General features: G+C 44.9%; 14 protein-coding genes. 7 read left to right on the forward strand and 7 right to left on the reverse strand.

The features are described from left to right. Positions 1 to 50 precede the first annotated feature (50 nt). From hppD to maiA, 4 genes are read left to right on the forward strand one after another with little or no spacing between them, the layout of a single operon-like run. Entirely contained in the window at positions 51 to 1,124 is a 1,074-nt protein-coding gene (gene hppD, locus AB4307_RS05130; protein WP_372131323.1) for a 4-hydroxyphenylpyruvate dioxygenase, read from the forward strand. After that, positions 1,117 to 2,247: a homogentisate 1,2-dioxygenase gene (locus tag AB4307_RS05135; protein WP_108202338.1), complete on the forward strand. Its 1,131-nt coding sequence runs from the start codon at positions 1,117 to 1,119 to the stop codon at positions 2,245 to 2,247. Before hppD ends, AB4307_RS05135 begins: the two co-directional genes overlap by 8 nt. Positions 2,248 to 2,259: 12 nt before the next feature. Then, positions 2,260 to 3,297 carry a fumarylacetoacetate hydrolase family protein gene (locus AB4307_RS05140; RefSeq protein ID WP_372131325.1) on the forward strand — a complete coding sequence of 346 codons (1,038 nt, stop codon included), beginning with the start codon at positions 2,260 to 2,262 and terminating at the stop codon, positions 3,295 to 3,297. A 38-nt stretch (positions 3,298 to 3,335) separates the two neighbouring features. Then, positions 3,336 to 4,025: a maleylacetoacetate isomerase gene (maiA, locus tag AB4307_RS05145; protein ID WP_372131327.1), complete on the forward strand. Its 690-nt coding sequence runs from the start codon at positions 3,336 to 3,338 to the stop codon at positions 4,023 to 4,025. 253 nt (positions 4,026 to 4,278) lie between these two features. Here the strand turns inward: maiA and AB4307_RS05150 are convergent, their stop codons facing one another. From AB4307_RS05150 to murQ, 4 genes are read right to left on the reverse strand one after another with little or no spacing between them, the layout of a single operon-like run. After that, the gene (locus AB4307_RS05150) at positions 4,279 to 5,271 is read right to left on the reverse strand and encodes an OmpG family monomeric porin (RefSeq protein WP_136982537.1); all 993 of its coding nucleotides are present in this window, start codon (positions 5,269 to 5,271) and stop codon (positions 4,279 to 4,281) included. Positions 5,272 to 5,292: 21 nt separating this feature from the next. Beyond that, positions 5,293 to 7,188, reverse strand: a complete 1,896-nt coding sequence (locus AB4307_RS05155) for a glycoside hydrolase family 3 protein (protein ID WP_372131386.1) — start codon at positions 7,186 to 7,188, stop codon at positions 5,293 to 5,295. Between the two features lie 12 nt (positions 7,189 to 7,200). Continuing rightward, the gene (gene murP / locus AB4307_RS05160) at positions 7,201 to 8,652 is read right to left on the reverse strand and encodes a PTS N-acetylmuramic acid transporter subunit IIBC (RefSeq protein ID WP_017065117.1); all 1,452 of its coding nucleotides are present in this window, start codon (positions 8,650 to 8,652) and stop codon (positions 7,201 to 7,203) included. A gap of 28 nt (positions 8,653 to 8,680) precedes the next feature. Further along, positions 8,681 to 9,583, reverse strand: coding sequence for an N-acetylmuramic acid 6-phosphate etherase (gene murQ, locus AB4307_RS05165; RefSeq protein WP_136982536.1), 903 nt, complete (start codon positions 9,581 to 9,583; stop codon positions 8,681 to 8,683). 227 nt (positions 9,584 to 9,810) lie between these two features. Here murQ and AB4307_RS05170 point away from each other — a divergent pair, with 227 nt between their 5' ends. After that, a complete protein-coding gene (locus AB4307_RS05170; RefSeq protein WP_017065115.1) occupies positions 9,811 to 10,665 on the forward strand; it encodes an SIS domain-containing protein in 855 nt (284 codons plus the stop codon). A 47-nt stretch (positions 10,666 to 10,712) separates the two neighbouring features. On the opposite strand, the gene AB4307_RS05175 is transcribed toward AB4307_RS05170, so the two are convergent. Beyond that, positions 10,713 to 12,752 (reverse strand): acetoacetate--CoA ligase, encoded by a 2,040-nt coding sequence (locus AB4307_RS05175; protein ID WP_102332319.1) that lies wholly within the window; start codon positions 12,750 to 12,752, stop codon positions 10,713 to 10,715. Positions 12,753 to 12,951: 199 nt separating this feature from the next. Between AB4307_RS05175 and phhA the strand changes: the two genes are divergently transcribed. Then, positions 12,952 to 13,746, forward strand: a complete 795-nt coding sequence (gene phhA / locus AB4307_RS05180; protein WP_372131329.1) for a phenylalanine 4-monooxygenase — start codon at positions 12,952 to 12,954, stop codon at positions 13,744 to 13,746. Further along, the gene (locus AB4307_RS05185) at positions 13,736 to 14,074 is read left to right on the forward strand and encodes a 4a-hydroxytetrahydrobiopterin dehydratase (RefSeq protein ID WP_371725521.1); all 339 of its coding nucleotides are present in this window, start codon (positions 13,736 to 13,738) and stop codon (positions 14,072 to 14,074) included. The genes phhA and AB4307_RS05185 overlap by 11 nt, the downstream gene beginning before the upstream one ends. Before the next feature lie 164 nt (positions 14,075 to 14,238). Here the strand turns inward: AB4307_RS05185 and AB4307_RS05190 are convergent, their stop codons facing one another. Both AB4307_RS05190 and AB4307_RS05195 read right to left on the reverse strand, forming a co-directional pair. After that, positions 14,239 to 15,102, reverse strand: coding sequence for a DUF4435 domain-containing protein (locus AB4307_RS05190; protein WP_371720758.1), 864 nt, complete (start codon positions 15,100 to 15,102; stop codon positions 14,239 to 14,241). A gap of 4 nt (positions 15,103 to 15,106) precedes the next feature. Continuing rightward, positions 15,107 to 16,444, reverse strand: a complete 1,338-nt coding sequence (locus tag AB4307_RS05195; RefSeq protein ID WP_372131331.1) for an AAA family ATPase — start codon at positions 16,442 to 16,444, stop codon at positions 15,107 to 15,109. Positions 16,445 to 16,734 lie beyond the last annotated feature (290 nt).

The raw sequence follows: 16,734 nt of genomic DNA on the forward strand, positions 1-16,734 counted from the left end.
AAGGACAAAAAACACGTAATACAAAACCAATAGGTACAAGGAGAAAGTTCATGGTGGATACATACAACCCGCTTGGTACGGATGGATTCGAGTTTGTTGAATACACGGCCGTTGACCACAAGGGAATCGAGCAACTTAAAGCGCTGTTTGTGTCACTTGGTTTTGCCGAGATCGCTAAGCACCGTTCAAAAGAGGCTTGGCTGTATCGACAAGGTGACATCAACTTTATCGTCAATGAGCAGCCACACAGCCAAGCGGAAGCGTTCGCTAAAGTGCATGGGCCATCGGTCTGTGGCATGGCTTTTCGTGTCAACGAAGCGCCAGCTGCAATGGAACAAGCGTTTAAGGGCGGCGGTGAAGAGTACAAAACAGAAATAGGGCCGATGGAGCTGAGCATTCCTGCCATTTACGGCATCGGTGAAAGCCTGCTCTATTTTGTGGATCGCTACGGCAAGCAGAGCATCTACGACGTTGACTTCCGATTCTATGATGACGCGGAAGAGCGCATGGCGAAAGCCGATGTTGGTCTTTATGAGATCGATCACCTCACGCACAACGTGAAACAAGGCAATATGGACCTGTGGTCTGGTTTTTATGAGCGTATCGGTAACTTCCGTGAAATTCGCTATTTCGACATTGAAGGTAAGCTGACAGGCCTTGTGAGCAGAGCCATGACCTCGCCATGTGGCAAAATCCGCATCCCTATCAATGAGTCTTCAGACGACAAATCACAAATCGAAGAGTTCATCCGCGAATACAACGGCGAAGGCATCCAACACATCGCGCTCGCAACGGATGACATCTACAAAACCGTGAAAACCCTGCGTGATCGCGGCATGGACTTTATGCCAACCCCAGATACCTATTACGAGAAAGTCGACGAGCGTGTGAAGGGCCACGGTGAAGACACCGATCTGCTGCGCGATTTACGGGTTCTGATTGATGGCGCGCCGACCAAAGACGGCATCTTGCTGCAAATTTTCACACAGACGGTAATTGGGCCTGTGTTCTTTGAAATCATTCAGCGTAAAGGCAACGAAGGCTTTGGTGAAGGTAACTTCAAGGCGCTGTTTGAATCGATTGAAGAGGACCAGATTCGTCGAGGAGTATTAGACGATGCATAAATGGATCTCGTTTCCTCATCGGGAGGGGGTGTGCTCTAAACAAGCGCACGCCGACTTCCCCGAAGAGGCAATTTATGAGCGAGAAGCGGGCCGAAGTGGATTCTTTGGCCCTGCCGCTCACTTTCATCACCAGCATGCCCCAACAGGTTGGTCGGAGTGGGAGGGTGATTTACGTCCTCGCGCTTTTGATTTTACGCTGGTGGAGAAAGCTAGCCAGATAACCCCTTGGGCGGTGCCTCATCTTTTGCACAATGCGGACTGCAAAATCCGTGTGTGGCGCATGGATGAGAAGATGGATTTCTTGGTGCGTAATTCTGACGGTGATGAGCTGCTGTTCATTCACCAAGGTAGGGCAGATCTCTATTGCGACTATGGTCATTTAGAGGTGAGTGAAGGGGATTACGTGATGATCCCGCGCTCAACCAATTGGCGCTTGGAGCCAAGTGAGCCGATGTTCATCTTGATGATTGAGAACACCGACGCGGCTTATTCCTTGCCTGAGAAGGGCATGGTCGGCAATCACGCGGTGTTTGATCCAGCGGTTCTTGAAATCCCGTCGATCAACGATCAATTCCGCGCTCAGTACTCCGAAGATCAAACCCAAGTTCAGGTGAAACGCCACGACAAAGTCAGTGTGATCACTTATCCGTTCAATCCTTTAGACGCGATTGGTTGGCATGGGGATTTGGCTGTGGTGAAAGTGAATTGGCGCGATATCAGACCGCTGATGTCACATCGTTACCACTTACCACCGTCTGCACACACCACCTTTGTTGGCGCAGGCTTTGTGGTGTGCACCTTTGTACCACGCCCGATTGAGAGCGACCCAGGTGCATTGAAAGTGCCGTTTTACCATAACAATGACGACTACGACGAAGTACTCTTCTATCACGCTGGTGACTTTTTTAGCCGTGACAATATTGAAGCGGGCATGGTGACTTTCCATCCAGCAGGCTTCACTCATGGACCTCACCCAAAAGCTTTCAAAGCGGGGCAAGCGCACAAGAAGAAGTTCACCGATGAAGTCGCGGTGATGATCGATACTCGCCATGCACTGCAGTTCTCTGATGAACTCGATAGCGTTGAGAACAAAGAATATGTCTACAGTTGGCAAGAGAAGTAAGGGGCAACAAGGATGAAATTAGCAACCAAGAAAAATGGTACTCGCGACGGTCTATTGATGGTCGTGAGTAGAGACCTCAAACAGTGTGTGCCAGCGACGGAGATTTTCCATGCGATGCATCTGGCGCCAACCATGCAGGTAGCCTTGGATAACTGGAATAGCGTGGCGCCTCAGTTAGAAGAGTTATACGCCTCGCTCAATAACGGGCATGTGACGGGCAGTGAAGTGTTTGCGCCTCAATATTGTGAATCGCCTCTGCCACGCGCATATCAATGGGCGGATGGCAGTGCTTATGTAAACCATGTTGAACTGGTGCGTAAGGCGCGTGGTGCTGAAATGCCAGAAAGCTTCTGGGTTGATCCATTAATGTATCAAGGCGGCTCAGATGCGTTTATCGGCCCTTGTGACAATATCGAATTTGCCAGCGACGAGTGGGGCATCGATTTCGAAGGTGAGGTTGCGATTGTCACCGGTGATGTACCGATGGGCGCTAGCGCTAAACAAGCGCACTACTCGATTCGCTTGCTGATGTTGGTGAACGATGTGTCGCTGCGCGGTTTGATTCCGGCGGAGCTTGCTAAGGGTTTTGGCTTCTTCCAGTCTAAACCGTCTTCTGCGTTCTCTCCGGTTGCGGTAACACCTGATGAGCTTGGCGAGCAATGGAAAGGCAGTAAGGTACATTTACCGTTGATATCGACCTACAACGACCAGCCTTTTGGTTGTCCGAATGCCGGTGTAGATATGACCTTCAATTTTGCAGAGTTGGTTGTGCATGCAGCTAAAACTCGACCATTATCGGCAGGCGCGATCATAGGTTCAGGCACGGTATCGAATAAGCAAGGCACTGACCACGGCACCTCAATTGCCGAGGGCGGCGTGGGCTATTCATGCATTGCCGAGGTGCGCATGATTGAGACGATTCGCGATGGCAAACCTTCGACTCAATTCATGTCGTTTGGCGACTCGATTCGCCTAGAGATGTTTGATACGGCGGGTGATTCCATTTTTGGTGCGATTGACCAAAAAGTTAGCCAATATCGAGCGTTATAACCCATATTATAAAGATTCAGCTCGAGCGAGATCATTGTATGAATCAGAACATGACACTTTACGGTTATTGGCGCTCTTCGGCCGCCTATCGGGTGCGTATTGGATTGAACCTAAAGCAACTCGACTATGAGTCTAAATCGGTGCATTTGGTGCGTAATGGCGGCGAGCAGCATGATCCACATTATCGTGAGCTCAACGCCAGTGAGTTAGTGCCTGTGCTGGTGGATGGTGAAGTTAAACTCAATCAGTCGCTGACTATTTTGCAATATTTGGATGAAAGCTATTTATGTGAGAGCAGCCCAGACTCATTGTTGATTCCCGAGCAAACACCATTGCGCTATCAAGCGTTGGCGATGGCTCAGGACATTGCGATGGAAATTCACCCTCTGAATAACCTGCGTGTGTTGCAGTATTTGGAGCGAGAGTTGTCGTGTGAGCAAGAGGCGAAAATAGACTGGCTTCACTATTGGATGAGCCAAGGTTTTTCGGCATTAGAAGAGAAGCTTTCTAAGCATCGTCAAACATACGCTGATTCAGTTTATAGCCTCACCGATTCACCATGCATTGTCGATATTTGCTTGGTGCCACAGGTGTATAATGCGCTGCGCTTTGGCGTTGATATGTCGCCTTATCCGCTGATTAACTCAATTGTCGAAGCGTGCAATCAGTTACCTGCTTTTATTGAGGCGATGCCAGAGAATCAAGCGGATGCGAATGATTCCATGTAGATTCACTGATGTAAACGCAAATACTTTTCCCTTACGCTACCAAAACCGTTTTTGGACTATTCTGTTCTAGCCTGATTGCTCATTTAGCAATATACGAATATCTTCACGTATTGGAAAGTCGCTTGATTGAGTGTGCAGTTTTATTGGTGCAGATTAGTATCAATGAAACGGGAGAAGTCATGATCATTAGTATACCAACCGGAGAACGAGCCTCCGGTTGGTATGTTGTTACATCGAAAATATAATCAAGCTGTTACCACTTATACTTCCAACCCGCTTGAGCTAGATAGAATTTCTGGCTGTTGTCTGAACCACTGGTTAGGCCCGCAGACTTAGACTCATCCCACTTGGTTTCTTCGTAAGCCATACCTACCCACAACGTTGATTTAGGGCTCAGTTTATAGTCGATATTCAAACCTAAACGCAGCCCGTCGTCTGTCTCATTGACGACGTTGTAGTTGTTTGACGCATCATAGATTTTCTCGTTGATGAAGTAGCGGAAATAAGGCATCACGCTCCATTTGTCATTAATTTTAGTTGGGAAGTACCCACGAATCTGGTTTTGTTCCCAGTTCTTGTTTTGGTCGTTATCCCAAGTCCAATCGGTGTATAGGTAGACTTTTGCTGTGAAACTATCACTGTGTTTATACGCAAAACCATGCTCCGCTTCCCACTCGTAATCGTTCTCTCCTACGAAGCGATCATAGTAGTAAAACGCATCCCAGTAAGAGAATGAGAGTTTATCGGTGATCTTAAACTCACCACTAGGCATTATCCAGTACAGGTTGTGGCTGCCACGAGCATCTGTTCCCGGTGCAGAGTCGTTAGATTCTTTTCGGTATGTAGCGTTCAGATTAAAGACCACATCATCGTTGCGAACTAAGTTACGAGTCGCACCAATCTGAGTACGGTTTCGTTGAAACGAGTTATCTGTGTTATTTAGATCCTCAGTGATCGAACGGCGCGCCACTTTATGTTCAAGAAAATAGCTCCATTTGGAGTTAGGGCTATTAATGAATAGCTGTGCGACTGGGGTGAGTTTGTCTATCACTGCATTGCCATCAGGGTCTCTGTGCCCTTCAAACTTTTCCATTTCCATGTAAATGTTCGACGCAACGTTCCACTCAGAGGTAAAGTTTTGGGTTAGCTCTTCCGTTTCAACTTTTACGGCGTTGTCTTCAGTCGCAAGCGCGAGACTAGGTAGAAGCAGTGCTAGTAGGGTAGCTCCAGACTTTTTATTTATCATTTTTATTATTCCTAGGACGAATTATTGGTAGTTCACTGAATGGCCGAATGGGTAAATAACGTCACCGTTGTCATTTTTTACATCTACTGGAAGAGTTCCTGTTGGTGCGTTCAGAGGCAGTCCCGTTTGAGGGTTTAAAAACAAGGTGCGAATACCAGAGCTAATGTTTGCTTCAAGTGAATTGCGGTCATTGTTGGTCACGTCGAACCCTGTGATACCGTAAATAGCGATGTTCGCTTGTACACCGTCTACATGGGCAATGTCGTAAGGATTACGCGTTGAAATCATCACCAGTTTTTTGCCTTCAGCATTCGCGATATCTACGATTTTCTGAGCACCTTCTGCGTGAACCATCAGGTTGTACGTCGACATGATAATCAGATCAGATTTTGCAATGGTTCTACGAAGCTCATCTGCATTCAGGTTATCTTCCACCAATGCCGTTTTCAGTTCGCTGATGAACATTGGGTGATTACCTGTCTCTTGTTTCACAACGTTCAGGTACTTGGTTACAAGTGCATTGCGGCTATCTTCATCAGAAATAACTAGGATATTGCTGTCTTCACTTGGATCGACAGGCAATACATTATTTTGGTTTTCAATAAGCGTGATTGATGCATCAGCGACCTTTTTCTCTTCAAGTTTGTTCGCTTCAGAGCCTACTGAGTCGATGGCAAACTGTTTGTCTGTGGTTTGGTAAACCAGACCCATTTGAAGCTTTTTCTTTATAACGCGAGTTGCGGCTTCTTTCATACGCTCAAGGAACTCTGGATTGGTTTCCATTTTGTCTTCTAGGTAGACAAATAGGCTTTCCAACTGTTTGATTTCATCTCGGTTGGTAATTTGAAGCGGCATCAAAGCAATATCAGCACCGGCGTAAAGTGAAGCGTGAACTGCGTAGTTGCGATCAAAGTTGTCAGCGATGGCCCCCATATCGAGCGCATCGGTCACAATTAGCCCATCAAAGCCAATTTTGTCACGTAAAACCCCAGTCAAAATAGGTTTGGAGAACGTTGCAGGGATTAGCATTTCTTTGTCACTTAAGGTCGCTTGGATCATAGTGTCATCCACGCTTGGTAGCGTCACGTGCGCTGACATTATGGAATCGGTACCGTGCTCAATCGCGTACTTAAATGGAGCGAGGTCGATCGCTTCCCACTCTTCTCGTGAGTAGCTGACTTCTGGTAAATCGTAGTGTGAATCGACGCTCACGTTGCCATGCCCAGGAAAGTGCTTCAGTGCACTGATCACGCCAGCTTCATGAATACCATCCATGTAGGCGGTAGACATTTCATTGATCACATCAACATTGCTGCTGTACGAGCGCACACCAATGATCGGGTTGTTCTGGTTCACATTGACATCAACCACAGGACCGAAGTTGTAGTTAATGCCTAAAGCGGACAGCTCTGAGCCGTGAATCTTGCCAGCAACGTAAGCATTGTTCGCGTCACCAGAGGCAGCTAGCGCCATGTTTCCTGGCATCTCTGTGCCATTCTGCAATCGAGTGACGTAACCGCCTTCTTGGTCAGTCGCGATGAGAAGAGGTAGGTTACTGCTCGCCTCTTGCAAGGCATCAGTGAACTCGACGATTTGATTCGAATTCACTAGATTTTGGCGAAATAGAATTACACCGCCGATATGGTAGTCGGTGATCATCGAGCTTATGTCATGGTTAATTCGAGTTACAGGGATCTCTTCATCGGTGTATGGGTCTTTGCCCCACGAGCGAAAATCCATCATCAATGTTTGACCGATTAACTCTCTGTTATTCATCGTACTTACGACGCTTTCAGCGTATTTTTCTGGTTGTTGCTGGTACTGCTCTAGGTCTTGATTACTGAATTTATTCATGCCACTCGAACAACCCACAACAGACAATACTACTGTACTCAAAATGATCTTATTCAATTTCATCACTGCTTTTACCTAAGTTAAATCAACGTTTTTGGAACCAAACATGTACGTAGCAAAGAAACCCACGACATACGAAATAAGAAGACCAATAACAAACACCGCCATCCCTGCAAAAATACCGCTGTTGGAAGTCATTAATGGCACAGCGACGATACCCGATGGGCCAAACACTGTATTTAAACCGACTGGCATCCCTAAGTAAGAGACCAATCCAATAAAGAACCCGCCTGCTGCACCGCCAATACAAGCGGTAACAAACGGTTTTACTCGTGGAAGTGTGACGCCGTAAATCAGCGGCTCACCTATACCCAACAAACCAGGCACAATAGCCCCTTTGACTTGAGTGCGAAGAAGAGAGTCTTTTTGGGCTTTGAAGTACAACGCCATTGACGCGCCGACCTGACCGCCACCCGCCATCGCCAAGATTGGGAACAGAGAGTTAAAGCCTTGCGCTTCCATAAGTGCAAAATAGACAGGAACAAACCCTTGGTGAATACCAAACACGACAGAGATAAGAAATAGGCCAGCCAGTAAAGCGGCACCAAATGGGTTGTCGTTTAAGTTAAGGAATAACCAAGACATGCCTTTGAACAACTCGCCACCAATCGGCATGATCAACAAGTAGGTGACCGCGCCCATAATGAGAAGCGTGACGACAGACGTTAGGATCATATCGAGGTCATCGGGCATGTATTTTCGAACCAGTTTCTCTACGTAAGCACCGGTGATTGCCGCGAGTAATACCCCAATGATGTTGCCACGCGGGTCGATAGAGAATCCGAAAAACTCATTCATCCCTGAGTAGACGCCGGACGTGGCGGTTGGGTCATATCCCAAGACGAACAGTGAAGCCAGAATCGCCCCGTTAACGCCAGAGCCGCCAAAGGCTTGCTGGGCGTTATAGCCAATCAGAATGCTCAAAAAGGCAAAAAGGCCGGTACCAAATACTTTCATGTAGGCAACAAGGTCTAACAGCGACTTGCTTGGTTCTTGATCGATAATGTAGGTCTGCTCAAGTAAGGTTGCAAAACCAAGCAACAGACCCGCCGCGATAAAGCCAGGGATTAAGGGGGTAAAGATGGTAGCGAACTTACTAAGAAATCGCTGTACTCCACTGGTTTGCTTGCTCTTCATTTGCTTTTTTTGTTCAGCCGCAACCGTAGACAAATCTTCCTCTGCATTAGTTTGTTTTACGGTCGCTTCAGGCTGCTCAAGCATCAAGCTGTTCATCAGCTCAGAAGCTTGTTGCGCTTTACCTGGCCCAAGAATGATCTGAAGTTGTTCGTCACTCTCTACCACACCCAGAACGCCTGGGGTTTTCTTGATGGTATCCAGAGACGCTTGATTGATGTCTACGAGGGCTAAACGTAAGCGGGTCATGCAGTTCCCACATTTACGAATGTTGCCACTGCCGCCAACGGCCAACAGTAAAGCTTCAATCATGGTAGGCGTTATTTTTGCCATTTGAATTACCTTTTATAACTGAATTTAATTATTCGTCGGCGAGTGCAGTTCGGATGAAACCACCGCTTTTATTGAGTCGTGCACAGGCTTCTTCGGCGCTGATGCCAGCCAAAATCATGAGAATTGCGGTTTTGCAGTTGTTATTACAAGCGTTAAGCGCATATTCAGCGTGTTTGCTGTCAACTCCGGTTGCTTCAATAACAATGTTGATTTGACGTTGGACGAGTTTGGCGTTGGTCGCCTCTACATCAACCATCAAATTTCCAAACACTTTCCCACTGCGGATCATGGCGCCGCTGGTCAACTTATTGAGAACCAATTTCTGAGCGGTACCGGCCTTCATTCTTGATGACCCAGTCACCACTTCAGGGCCGACAACTGGAGTAATCGCAATGTCTTCGGAATTTGCCATTGGAGATCCGGGGTTACATGAAATTGACACAGTGGTCGCTCCGATGAATCGAGCATAGGTGAGGCCACCCAACACATATGGAGTTCGACCGCTCGCGGCTATTCCGACGACTACGTCTGACTCTGTTAGCGCCAACGATTTTAAATCTGCTTGTGCGAGCGCAGGATCATCTTCCGCGTTCTCTACAGCTTTTAAGATGGCTTGGTGCCCGCCAGCAATAACGCCAATGACTTGTTCAGGGCTCGTGCCATAAGTCGGTGGGCATTCGCTTGCATCTAAAATGCCTAAGCGCCCAGAAGTGCCAGCGCCGATGTAGATTAATCGGCCACCTTTTGCAAAAGCACTTGTGATCGCGTCAACGGCTTTTGCAATGTGAGGAAGGACTTCTTCTACGGCTAACGCAACACGTTGGTCTTCTTTGTTGATGACGGCTAGCATGTCAATTGTTGATAGCTTATCAATGTCTGCGCTTGCAGGATTGCGGCTCTCTGTAACCAAACGGTTCAAATCGATCTTCATTACTTGTTCTCTTACCCAATACAAACTGAGGGCGATACTAAAGAATAAAATATTCCGTTTGAGTGATAAAAATCACAGTTAGAGTTATTCTGAAGTGGTGATTTAGGTGGAATAATTGTGATAAATTTATACTAAATCCCAGGCATTCCGACTTAATTGGCGGTTTGAACTGAATATTAATTATTCCTCATTGGGAATATTTTATTCTAAAATAATCGAGGTGAAATGTGTCAGTCGTGAATAAAATTGTCAGCCGTCGTACTCAGCTCTCTGCCAATGCGAGAAAAATTGCGGATTGGATAACATCAAATGTGGAACAGGCAGCCTCATTGACAAGCCAAGAACTGGCGCAAGCGACCAACGTGAGTCAATCAAGTATCGTGAAATTTACGCAGCGAATTGGTTTTAAAGGCTACAGTGAATTCAAGTTAGCGCTGACGGAGGATATAGGTCGAAAGCACGCCATTCAAACCACCCCACTGCACAGTAATATTCTGGCCGATGACCCATTCAGCGTTATTTCTCAAAAGCTTGTGCAAGAAAAAACCGATGCGATGATCCAGACAACCAATGCGCTGTCACTTGATACCTGCACGGAAGCTATTCGACTGTTAGATGGTGCCAATAGAGTGCAAGTCGTGGGTATTGGAGGCTCAGCACTCACGGCAAAAGAGTTTAGCTTTAAATTGCTGAAATTAGGCATTACCGCTTTAGCAGAACAAGACAGTCACGTTCAGATAGCGATAGCCCGTACGCTTACCCCGCAAGATGTCCAAGTTGTTATTTCGTTTTCAGGGGAAAGAAAAGATGTGTTAATCGCCGCAGAAACAGCAAAGGAGCAAGGTGTTAAGGTCATCGCTCTTACCTCCGCTCGTAAAAGTAAACTTCGAAGCATCGCGGATTTATCCTTTGATACGATTGCTGATGAAAGCCAATACCGAAGTTCATCGATAGCATCCCGAACAGCTCAAAACATTATTACTGATTTGCTGTTCATTGCATTAGTGAAGCAAAGAGATGAATCAGCAAGACAGCTTATTGATGACATCAACTCAGATATTCGTCAGGTTTCGCATAGATAACTGGTTACTTTACTTTCTTCTAGTTTGGATTTTTTGAGATAGGAACACTAAAGCGAAACAACACTCTTTATCTCTTCCAAAACCTCGGCGTTAGCGATAGCCCCGAGGTTTTCTACATTTTTGCCATTGATCACCTGTTTCACAGCCAACTCCACCAGTTTGCCAGAGCGTGTTTTTGGCACGTCGCTGATCGCAAATATCTGGCTTGGCACGTGTCTTGGCGAACAAGAGGATTTGAGTTTGCTTTTGATGGCTGTCAGTAACTTTTCATCTAAACTCACACCTTGCTGCAGCTGAACAAACAGCCATACCTGTTCATTGCGGTCGATGTTTTTACCGACTGCTATCGAATCGATGATGCCGTCAATGGTGTTCACTTGCTGATAGATTTCGGCCGTACCAATTCGCACGCCACCGGGGTTGAGTGTGGTGTCGCCTCGCCCGTAGAACAGGTAGCCGCCATGTTCGCTCTGTGCGACTTCATCACCGTGATGCCACACATTGTCGAATCTATCCCAATAGGTGCTGTGATAGCGCTCTCCGGTGTCATTCCAAAAGCCAGCGGGGAAGTTGGGTAGGGAGTTGGTGCATACTAATTCGCCACGTTCGTGATCGACCTTTTGACCAGACGAATTGAACACCTTGATGTCGACGCCGAGCCCGGCCTGTTGGCACTCACCGCGATACACAGGCGAGATTGGGTTACCCAAAACAAAGCAGCCACAAATATCCGTGCCGCCAGAAATCGACGCTAAATGCAGGTCTTGCTTGATGTGCTTGTAAACGTAATCGAACTGCTCTGGGTAAAGCACAGAACCCGTCGAGCACAGTGTTCTTAATTGAGGCAGAGAGTGGCTGTCGATTGGTGAGAGTTCGGCTTTCTCAATCGCTTCTATGTACTTGGCTGAGGTGCCAAATGTCGATACGTCAGCACGCTGCGCTAAATCCCATAGAACGTTAGGTTGCGGGTAAACCGGGCTACCATCAAAGATAACCAAACAAGCACCGCTGGCGAGCGCAGATACGTGCCAGTTCCACATCATCCAACCACAAGTGGTGTAGTAGAACACGCGATCTCTTGGTTTAATATCGCAATGAAGCTGATGCTCTTTTAGGTGGTTGATGGTAGTGCCACCGACAGAATGCACTATACATTTGGGTTTGCCTGTGGTGCCGGAAGAGTAGAGTACAAACAACGGTTCATTGAAGCCGACACGAGTAAATCGAAGAGGTTTTGTCTGATAGTGATTAATGATGCTGTGCCAGCTTAGAATCGACACATCATGTTCAACTTTTTTCTTCTCTAAATCGCTCTTCTCTAAGTCATTACTCGGTTTCAAATAACCGATCTCACACACCTGTTTTAATTCGTTTAAGTGTTCGATGATTTCACGGTTCTTGCCCGCCATATCGAACGTTTTGCCATTGAAGGTGTAACCGTCACAGGTGAACAGCACCTTAGGTTTCACCTGTCCGAATCGCTCAATCACACTCTCTACTCCAAAATCAGGCGAGGTCGATGTCCAAATCGCGCCTAAGCTGGTGGCGGCTAGCATGGCTATCACGGTTTGTGGCAGATAGGGAGTATACGCAGCAACTATATCACCTTGTTTCACTCCGCTATCGACAAGCCATTGCTGAACACTAGAGACAGCTTCACACAGGGTTTCCCATGTATAACTCTGTTGTTCGCCACGTTCATTCTCAAACCAAATCGCAAGCTCATCAGGCATGGTGTGTGCCAAACGCAGCAAGTTCTCGGCGTAGTTTACTTGTGCATTGGGAAACCAAACCGCATCACGGTTCGATTTAGGCTGCTGCCAGCGGCTCCCACCTTGAGCTTTGATGGTCTCGCTTTCTGCCTTGTTAATAGAGTCTTGTGAGCCGACTACTCCACAAAACTGCCATACGTTTTGCCAAAATGATTCCGGATGTTCCACAGACCATTGATGGAGTTCGGTGTAGCTTTTTACGTCCCTATCTAGGTTTAACCCAGACTGTTCAAGGCTATCGATAAATCGGGTTAAGTTGGCATCGGCGATACGCTGCTCGCTTGGCTGCCAAATGGGCTTATTGCTTTCGTGCATTCCTTTACCTTTAACAAAAAGTTAACGTTTTCAGTCTGGTATTTAGGTTTTACAAAGTCAAAAGTTCAGCAAAATAAGTGTCTGGCGGAATTGTGTAAATAAAATGTTACACGATCGCTTGTTTCGAAAAATCGCGCAAATTGGCGCTTATAAGGAGTGGAGATAGGCTTAAAGTGAGACATTCGAAAGGAGGTGTGTAATGACTCAATATCATTCTAAGTCCGTGAGCCAAGAGGGATGGGTTGAGTGGAGCCTCGAAGAAGATGCCATTTGGCACGACTTGGTGAAAAGGCAACTGGACGTCATTAGTGACCGCGCATGCGATGCTTATTTGCACGGTTTGACCTTGCTGGATCTACCATTAGACAGAGTTCCCCAGCTGCCAGAGATAAATAAAGTGCTAATGGAAACAACCGGTTGGCAAGTTCAGCCTGTGCCTGCATTGATCGATTTCGACCGATTCTTTGATTTGCTCGCCAATAAGAAATTCCCAGTTGCGACATTTCTGAGAACGCGAGACGAGTTCGATTACTTACAAGAACCTGATTTCTTTCATGAAATTTTCGGCCATTGTGCCATGCTCACTAATGCCGATTTCGCGGCTTTCACTGAGCATTATGGAAAACTAGGCCAAGCCGCCACATCTAAACAGCGCGCTTATCTTGCCCGTTTGTATTGGTTTACGGTTGAGTTCGGTTTAGTAAAAGAAGGCCAACAACTGAAAATCTATGGCGGTGGCATTCTTTCGTCTCCAGCGGAAACTATGTATGCGTTGGGAGGGGATTTGGCGGTTCGCGAGCGGTTCGATCTGCAAACGGTGTTAAGAACTCCTTATCGAATCGACATCATGCAGCCGAAATATTACGTGATCGACGAGCTATCTGAGCTCTTTAAAATCAGTCAGGAAAACCTATTACAGCAAGCTGATCTCGCCATAGACGCGGGGTTACTACCACCACTTTTTGAACCCAAGGAACCAACACATGTTGAATGAACAAAAATGCGAAGCCTGCAGTATCGACGCGATTGCCCTAAGTAAAGATGAACAACAATCTTTACTGTTGGAGTTGTCCGACTGGCAGATCATCGAAAGAGACGGCATCCCGCAGCTTGAGAAGGTGTTCAAGTTTAAGAACTACAAGCAAGCATGGGCATTCAGCAACATAGTGTCAGAACTGGCAGAAGAAGAGTTCCACCATCCTTCGATCTTATTGGAGTGGGGCAAAGTCACCGTCACTTGGTGGAGCCACTCAATCAAAGGCCTGCACAAAAATGACTTCATCTGCGCCTCACGCTGCGATGTGTTCGCGGTGAGTGAATAGTTTTGTAGGTTAGGAGTTACTCTTGCAACCTCTGTGATGCGATTAACTCATTATTCGACTCATTAGGTGAGTCGAATAATGGCTTGAACGGCTCATAGTATGAGTGTGACGACCTCGATATTTTCCATTTTAAATATTAAAAACCCGCTTATAGCGGGTTTGTTTTATACATTGCTTGGGATTGCAACTGAATTTCGACATTCGGCTATTCTATCGAGTGGCGTTTTCATCGCTAGTCTCATTTTGAAATTAAGGTCACTCATCGATGTTTTGACCGTAGATCTTGATTTAACTTTTAACAAAGGGAAAATATAGTCTTTTCCTGACACAACATCTAACTTAGAGCAGCCAGATTCAGCAAAACGAGTCAGTATAATATCTCGAGTAGAGTTAAATACTTCCGTTCCAAATTCAGTCTTCAAATCGTGGTTTATACTCTCTATTCTAGCTTCAACTTTTTCTTTCGAAAGGTTTCCAAACCCATCTTGAACCAAATTCTTGACTTCATAAGCAACTGTTTGAACGGTTGGTTTTAGTTTCATTGAGACAGCATAAACAATGAATAAGTCAAAGAGTAGATTTAAGTTGTTGCGTTCCCAGTTGTCAAAATCAAATTTTTCTATTAACTCATCTTTAAATAGAATAATTTCCTCTTCATCAAGAATGTCAATAATTGCATTTTTCTCACAGAGCAAGTTCTCAAAGCAATAAAAAGGGAACTTATAGAAACCATTTTTATTTTCTATGGTGTCACCCGTTAAGATAAATAAATCACCATCAACTACATAAAGTGTAGGTCTCGTTATCGATTCAATATTTTCTTGAAAATTTTTAATAACTTCCTTTCGAGATCCCAAAGGAAAAACTTTATCGACTCTGAATTGCCCCGTAAATTTACGTGAGAATATAGTGGATAGGAGTTTCTCGTAACCCAAAGCTGTGTCTTCAACAAATATATCAATATCATTCACTTCTTCGAAAAACTTACTCCGAGCAGAACGTGCTGCAATACTTCTTTCTAATGCCATAAATTTATCTACACGTTACCACTTTATTTTTATGAGACGCTACAATCTCTGGGGAGTGAGTAGCAAGTATAAACTGAGATTTTTGATTTATATTAAATATTGTCTCTGTAAACTTGTCTTGCCAGCCAAGATGTAATGATAGTTCTGGCTCATCAACTATGAATACAGACTTCCCGCTTCTTCTATTAAAATACGCGTGAGCAAATATAATTAATAATTGTCGTTCGCCAGAGGATAGGCTTTCGATAGTACATTCTTGACCATCTGGCCTTATCACATTTAGTTGACCAACTGCATTGACTACCAGTCGTTTATTTGAGTCTGTATAAAACGAGTTAATAGTATCTATAAAGTTATTAATTGGGTTGAAAAGCTTTTCAATTTTGGTGTTATGCTCGTCAATAATCTCTACTATTCTCGACATTCTTTCTATTTGAGCTTTGTTTAACAGCCAATCAACTGAGAGCCCTTTATCCATTGTGGACAGTTGTTCAAACAAGTCAGTTACCTTGTTAAAAAATTTGTCAACTTCCTGACTTAGGCTTGAGTTTTCAAGACCGATATTGGAAAGAGCATCTCTTATTTCATTTTGCCTCTTTATTAGACCTTGCTTTTCTCTCCAGTTATTTATTTGAGTTGTTCCATCATTAGTGAAAGATTCGAAATCATGAAATTGGAATACAGACAATAGAATACTGTCTCTCAAACGATTTGACTGGTTTTGTTCTAACTCACGAACTCTTCGATATGTACTTTGAACAAGAAGTTCAGTTTCCATTAAACTAGTACCTAAAGAGCCGGTGATTAGCCTTTTTGGATTTGAAACTGCGTGCTTTTTTTTCATCCAAAGTTGTCGTTCGTAATAGTAATCAGAGTGATTGTTTACTTCATTACTTCTGCGATCAAGACCTAAGAATATAGGTGACTTGATTTTGGATATCGTGTTGATGACAGGGTGATTCATGAATTGGCGGTTCAAATCATCAACTAATTCATCAATCTTTCCTTCTTGGTGTGAATAGTAATTTGATTCAATCCCTGACAGTGAGGAGAAAATAGCTAGATCTTTCTCACAGCTGATTCCTAAACACTTTTCATTTCCCATGTCATTACAATAGATTTTAACTTCTCTGCCTTTGTCTTCTAGAATTAAGCTAATACTTTCAAATTGTACTTTTAGCAATTCTTTAAAGTTTGGTGTAACAAGTGCGTTCATTAACTTTAGCGCTGTCGTTTTACCAGAGCCATTCATCCCGACTAGAAAACTGACATCTTTATAAAAATCGATTTCAAAATCCAAGTAGCCAAAAATCTTACTACCTCTAAAGCCCTTTACTAACATTAAATCAAACTCCTAATTTAAGGTATGGTTGCCCGTATTGCGATTATGTTATGCCACTAATTTATATACATCAATGTAAATAGTCACTCATTCCGTCTTTAAAAAGAGAACTGAAGCGATGAGTTAGATTTTTACGTACCTCGGAATTGAGGAATCTGTTTTACTTTTAAACAAATTTACTAGCTGTAATGTTGGTTGTGTTTCAAAGTGGCAAGCGTACGGCCCATCAAAGTAGTATTAAGCCTTAACTTCCATATTGAAATATCAGCCATATCTTTTGTTGTTTAACT

Origin of the sequence: Vibrio sp. 10N.261.52.C2 (assembly GCF_041471425.1) — a bacterium.
Lineage (GTDB): Bacteria > Pseudomonadota > Gammaproteobacteria > Enterobacterales > Vibrionaceae > Vibrio > Vibrio crassostreae_C.

What these genes read in the sequence shown, in the direction of transcription:
- murP (WP_017065117.1), bottom strand. Translation starts at nt 8,652, where the DNA reads ATGGCAAAAATAACGCCTACCATGATTGAAGCTTTACTGTTGGCCGTT.
- AB4307_RS05140 (WP_372131325.1), top strand. Translation starts at nt 2,260, where the DNA reads ATGAAATTAGCAACCAAGAAAAATGGTACTCGCGACGGTCTATTGATG.
- AB4307_RS05185 (WP_371725521.1), top strand. Translation starts at nt 13,736, where the DNA reads ATGTTGAATGAACAAAAATGCGAAGCCTGCAGTATCGACGCGATTGCC.
- maiA (WP_372131327.1), top strand. Translation starts at nt 3,336, where the DNA reads ATGAATCAGAACATGACACTTTACGGTTATTGGCGCTCTTCGGCCGCC.
- AB4307_RS05190 (WP_371720758.1), bottom strand. Translation starts at nt 15,102, where the DNA reads ATGGCATTAGAAAGAAGTATTGCAGCACGTTCTGCTCGGAGTAAGTTT.
- AB4307_RS05175 (WP_102332319.1), bottom strand. Translation starts at nt 12,752, where the DNA reads ATGCACGAAAGCAATAAGCCCATTTGGCAGCCAAGCGAGCAGCGTATC.
- AB4307_RS05195 (WP_372131331.1), bottom strand. Translation starts at nt 16,444, where the DNA reads ATGTTAGTAAAGGGCTTTAGAGGTAGTAAGATTTTTGGCTACTTGGAT.
- murQ (WP_136982536.1), bottom strand. Translation starts at nt 9,583, where the DNA reads ATGAAGATCGATTTGAACCGTTTGGTTACAGAGAGCCGCAATCCTGCA.
- phhA (WP_372131329.1), top strand. Translation starts at nt 12,952, where the DNA reads ATGACTCAATATCATTCTAAGTCCGTGAGCCAAGAGGGATGGGTTGAG.
- hppD (WP_372131323.1), top strand. Translation starts at nt 51, where the DNA reads ATGGTGGATACATACAACCCGCTTGGTACGGATGGATTCGAGTTTGTT.
- AB4307_RS05155 (WP_372131386.1), bottom strand. Translation starts at nt 7,188, where the DNA reads ATGAAATTGAATAAGATCATTTTGAGTACAGTAGTATTGTCTGTTGTG.
- AB4307_RS05150 (WP_136982537.1), bottom strand. Translation starts at nt 5,271, where the DNA reads ATGATAAATAAAAAGTCTGGAGCTACCCTACTAGCACTGCTTCTACCT.
- AB4307_RS05135 (WP_108202338.1), top strand. Translation starts at nt 1,117, where the DNA reads ATGCATAAATGGATCTCGTTTCCTCATCGGGAGGGGGTGTGCTCTAAA.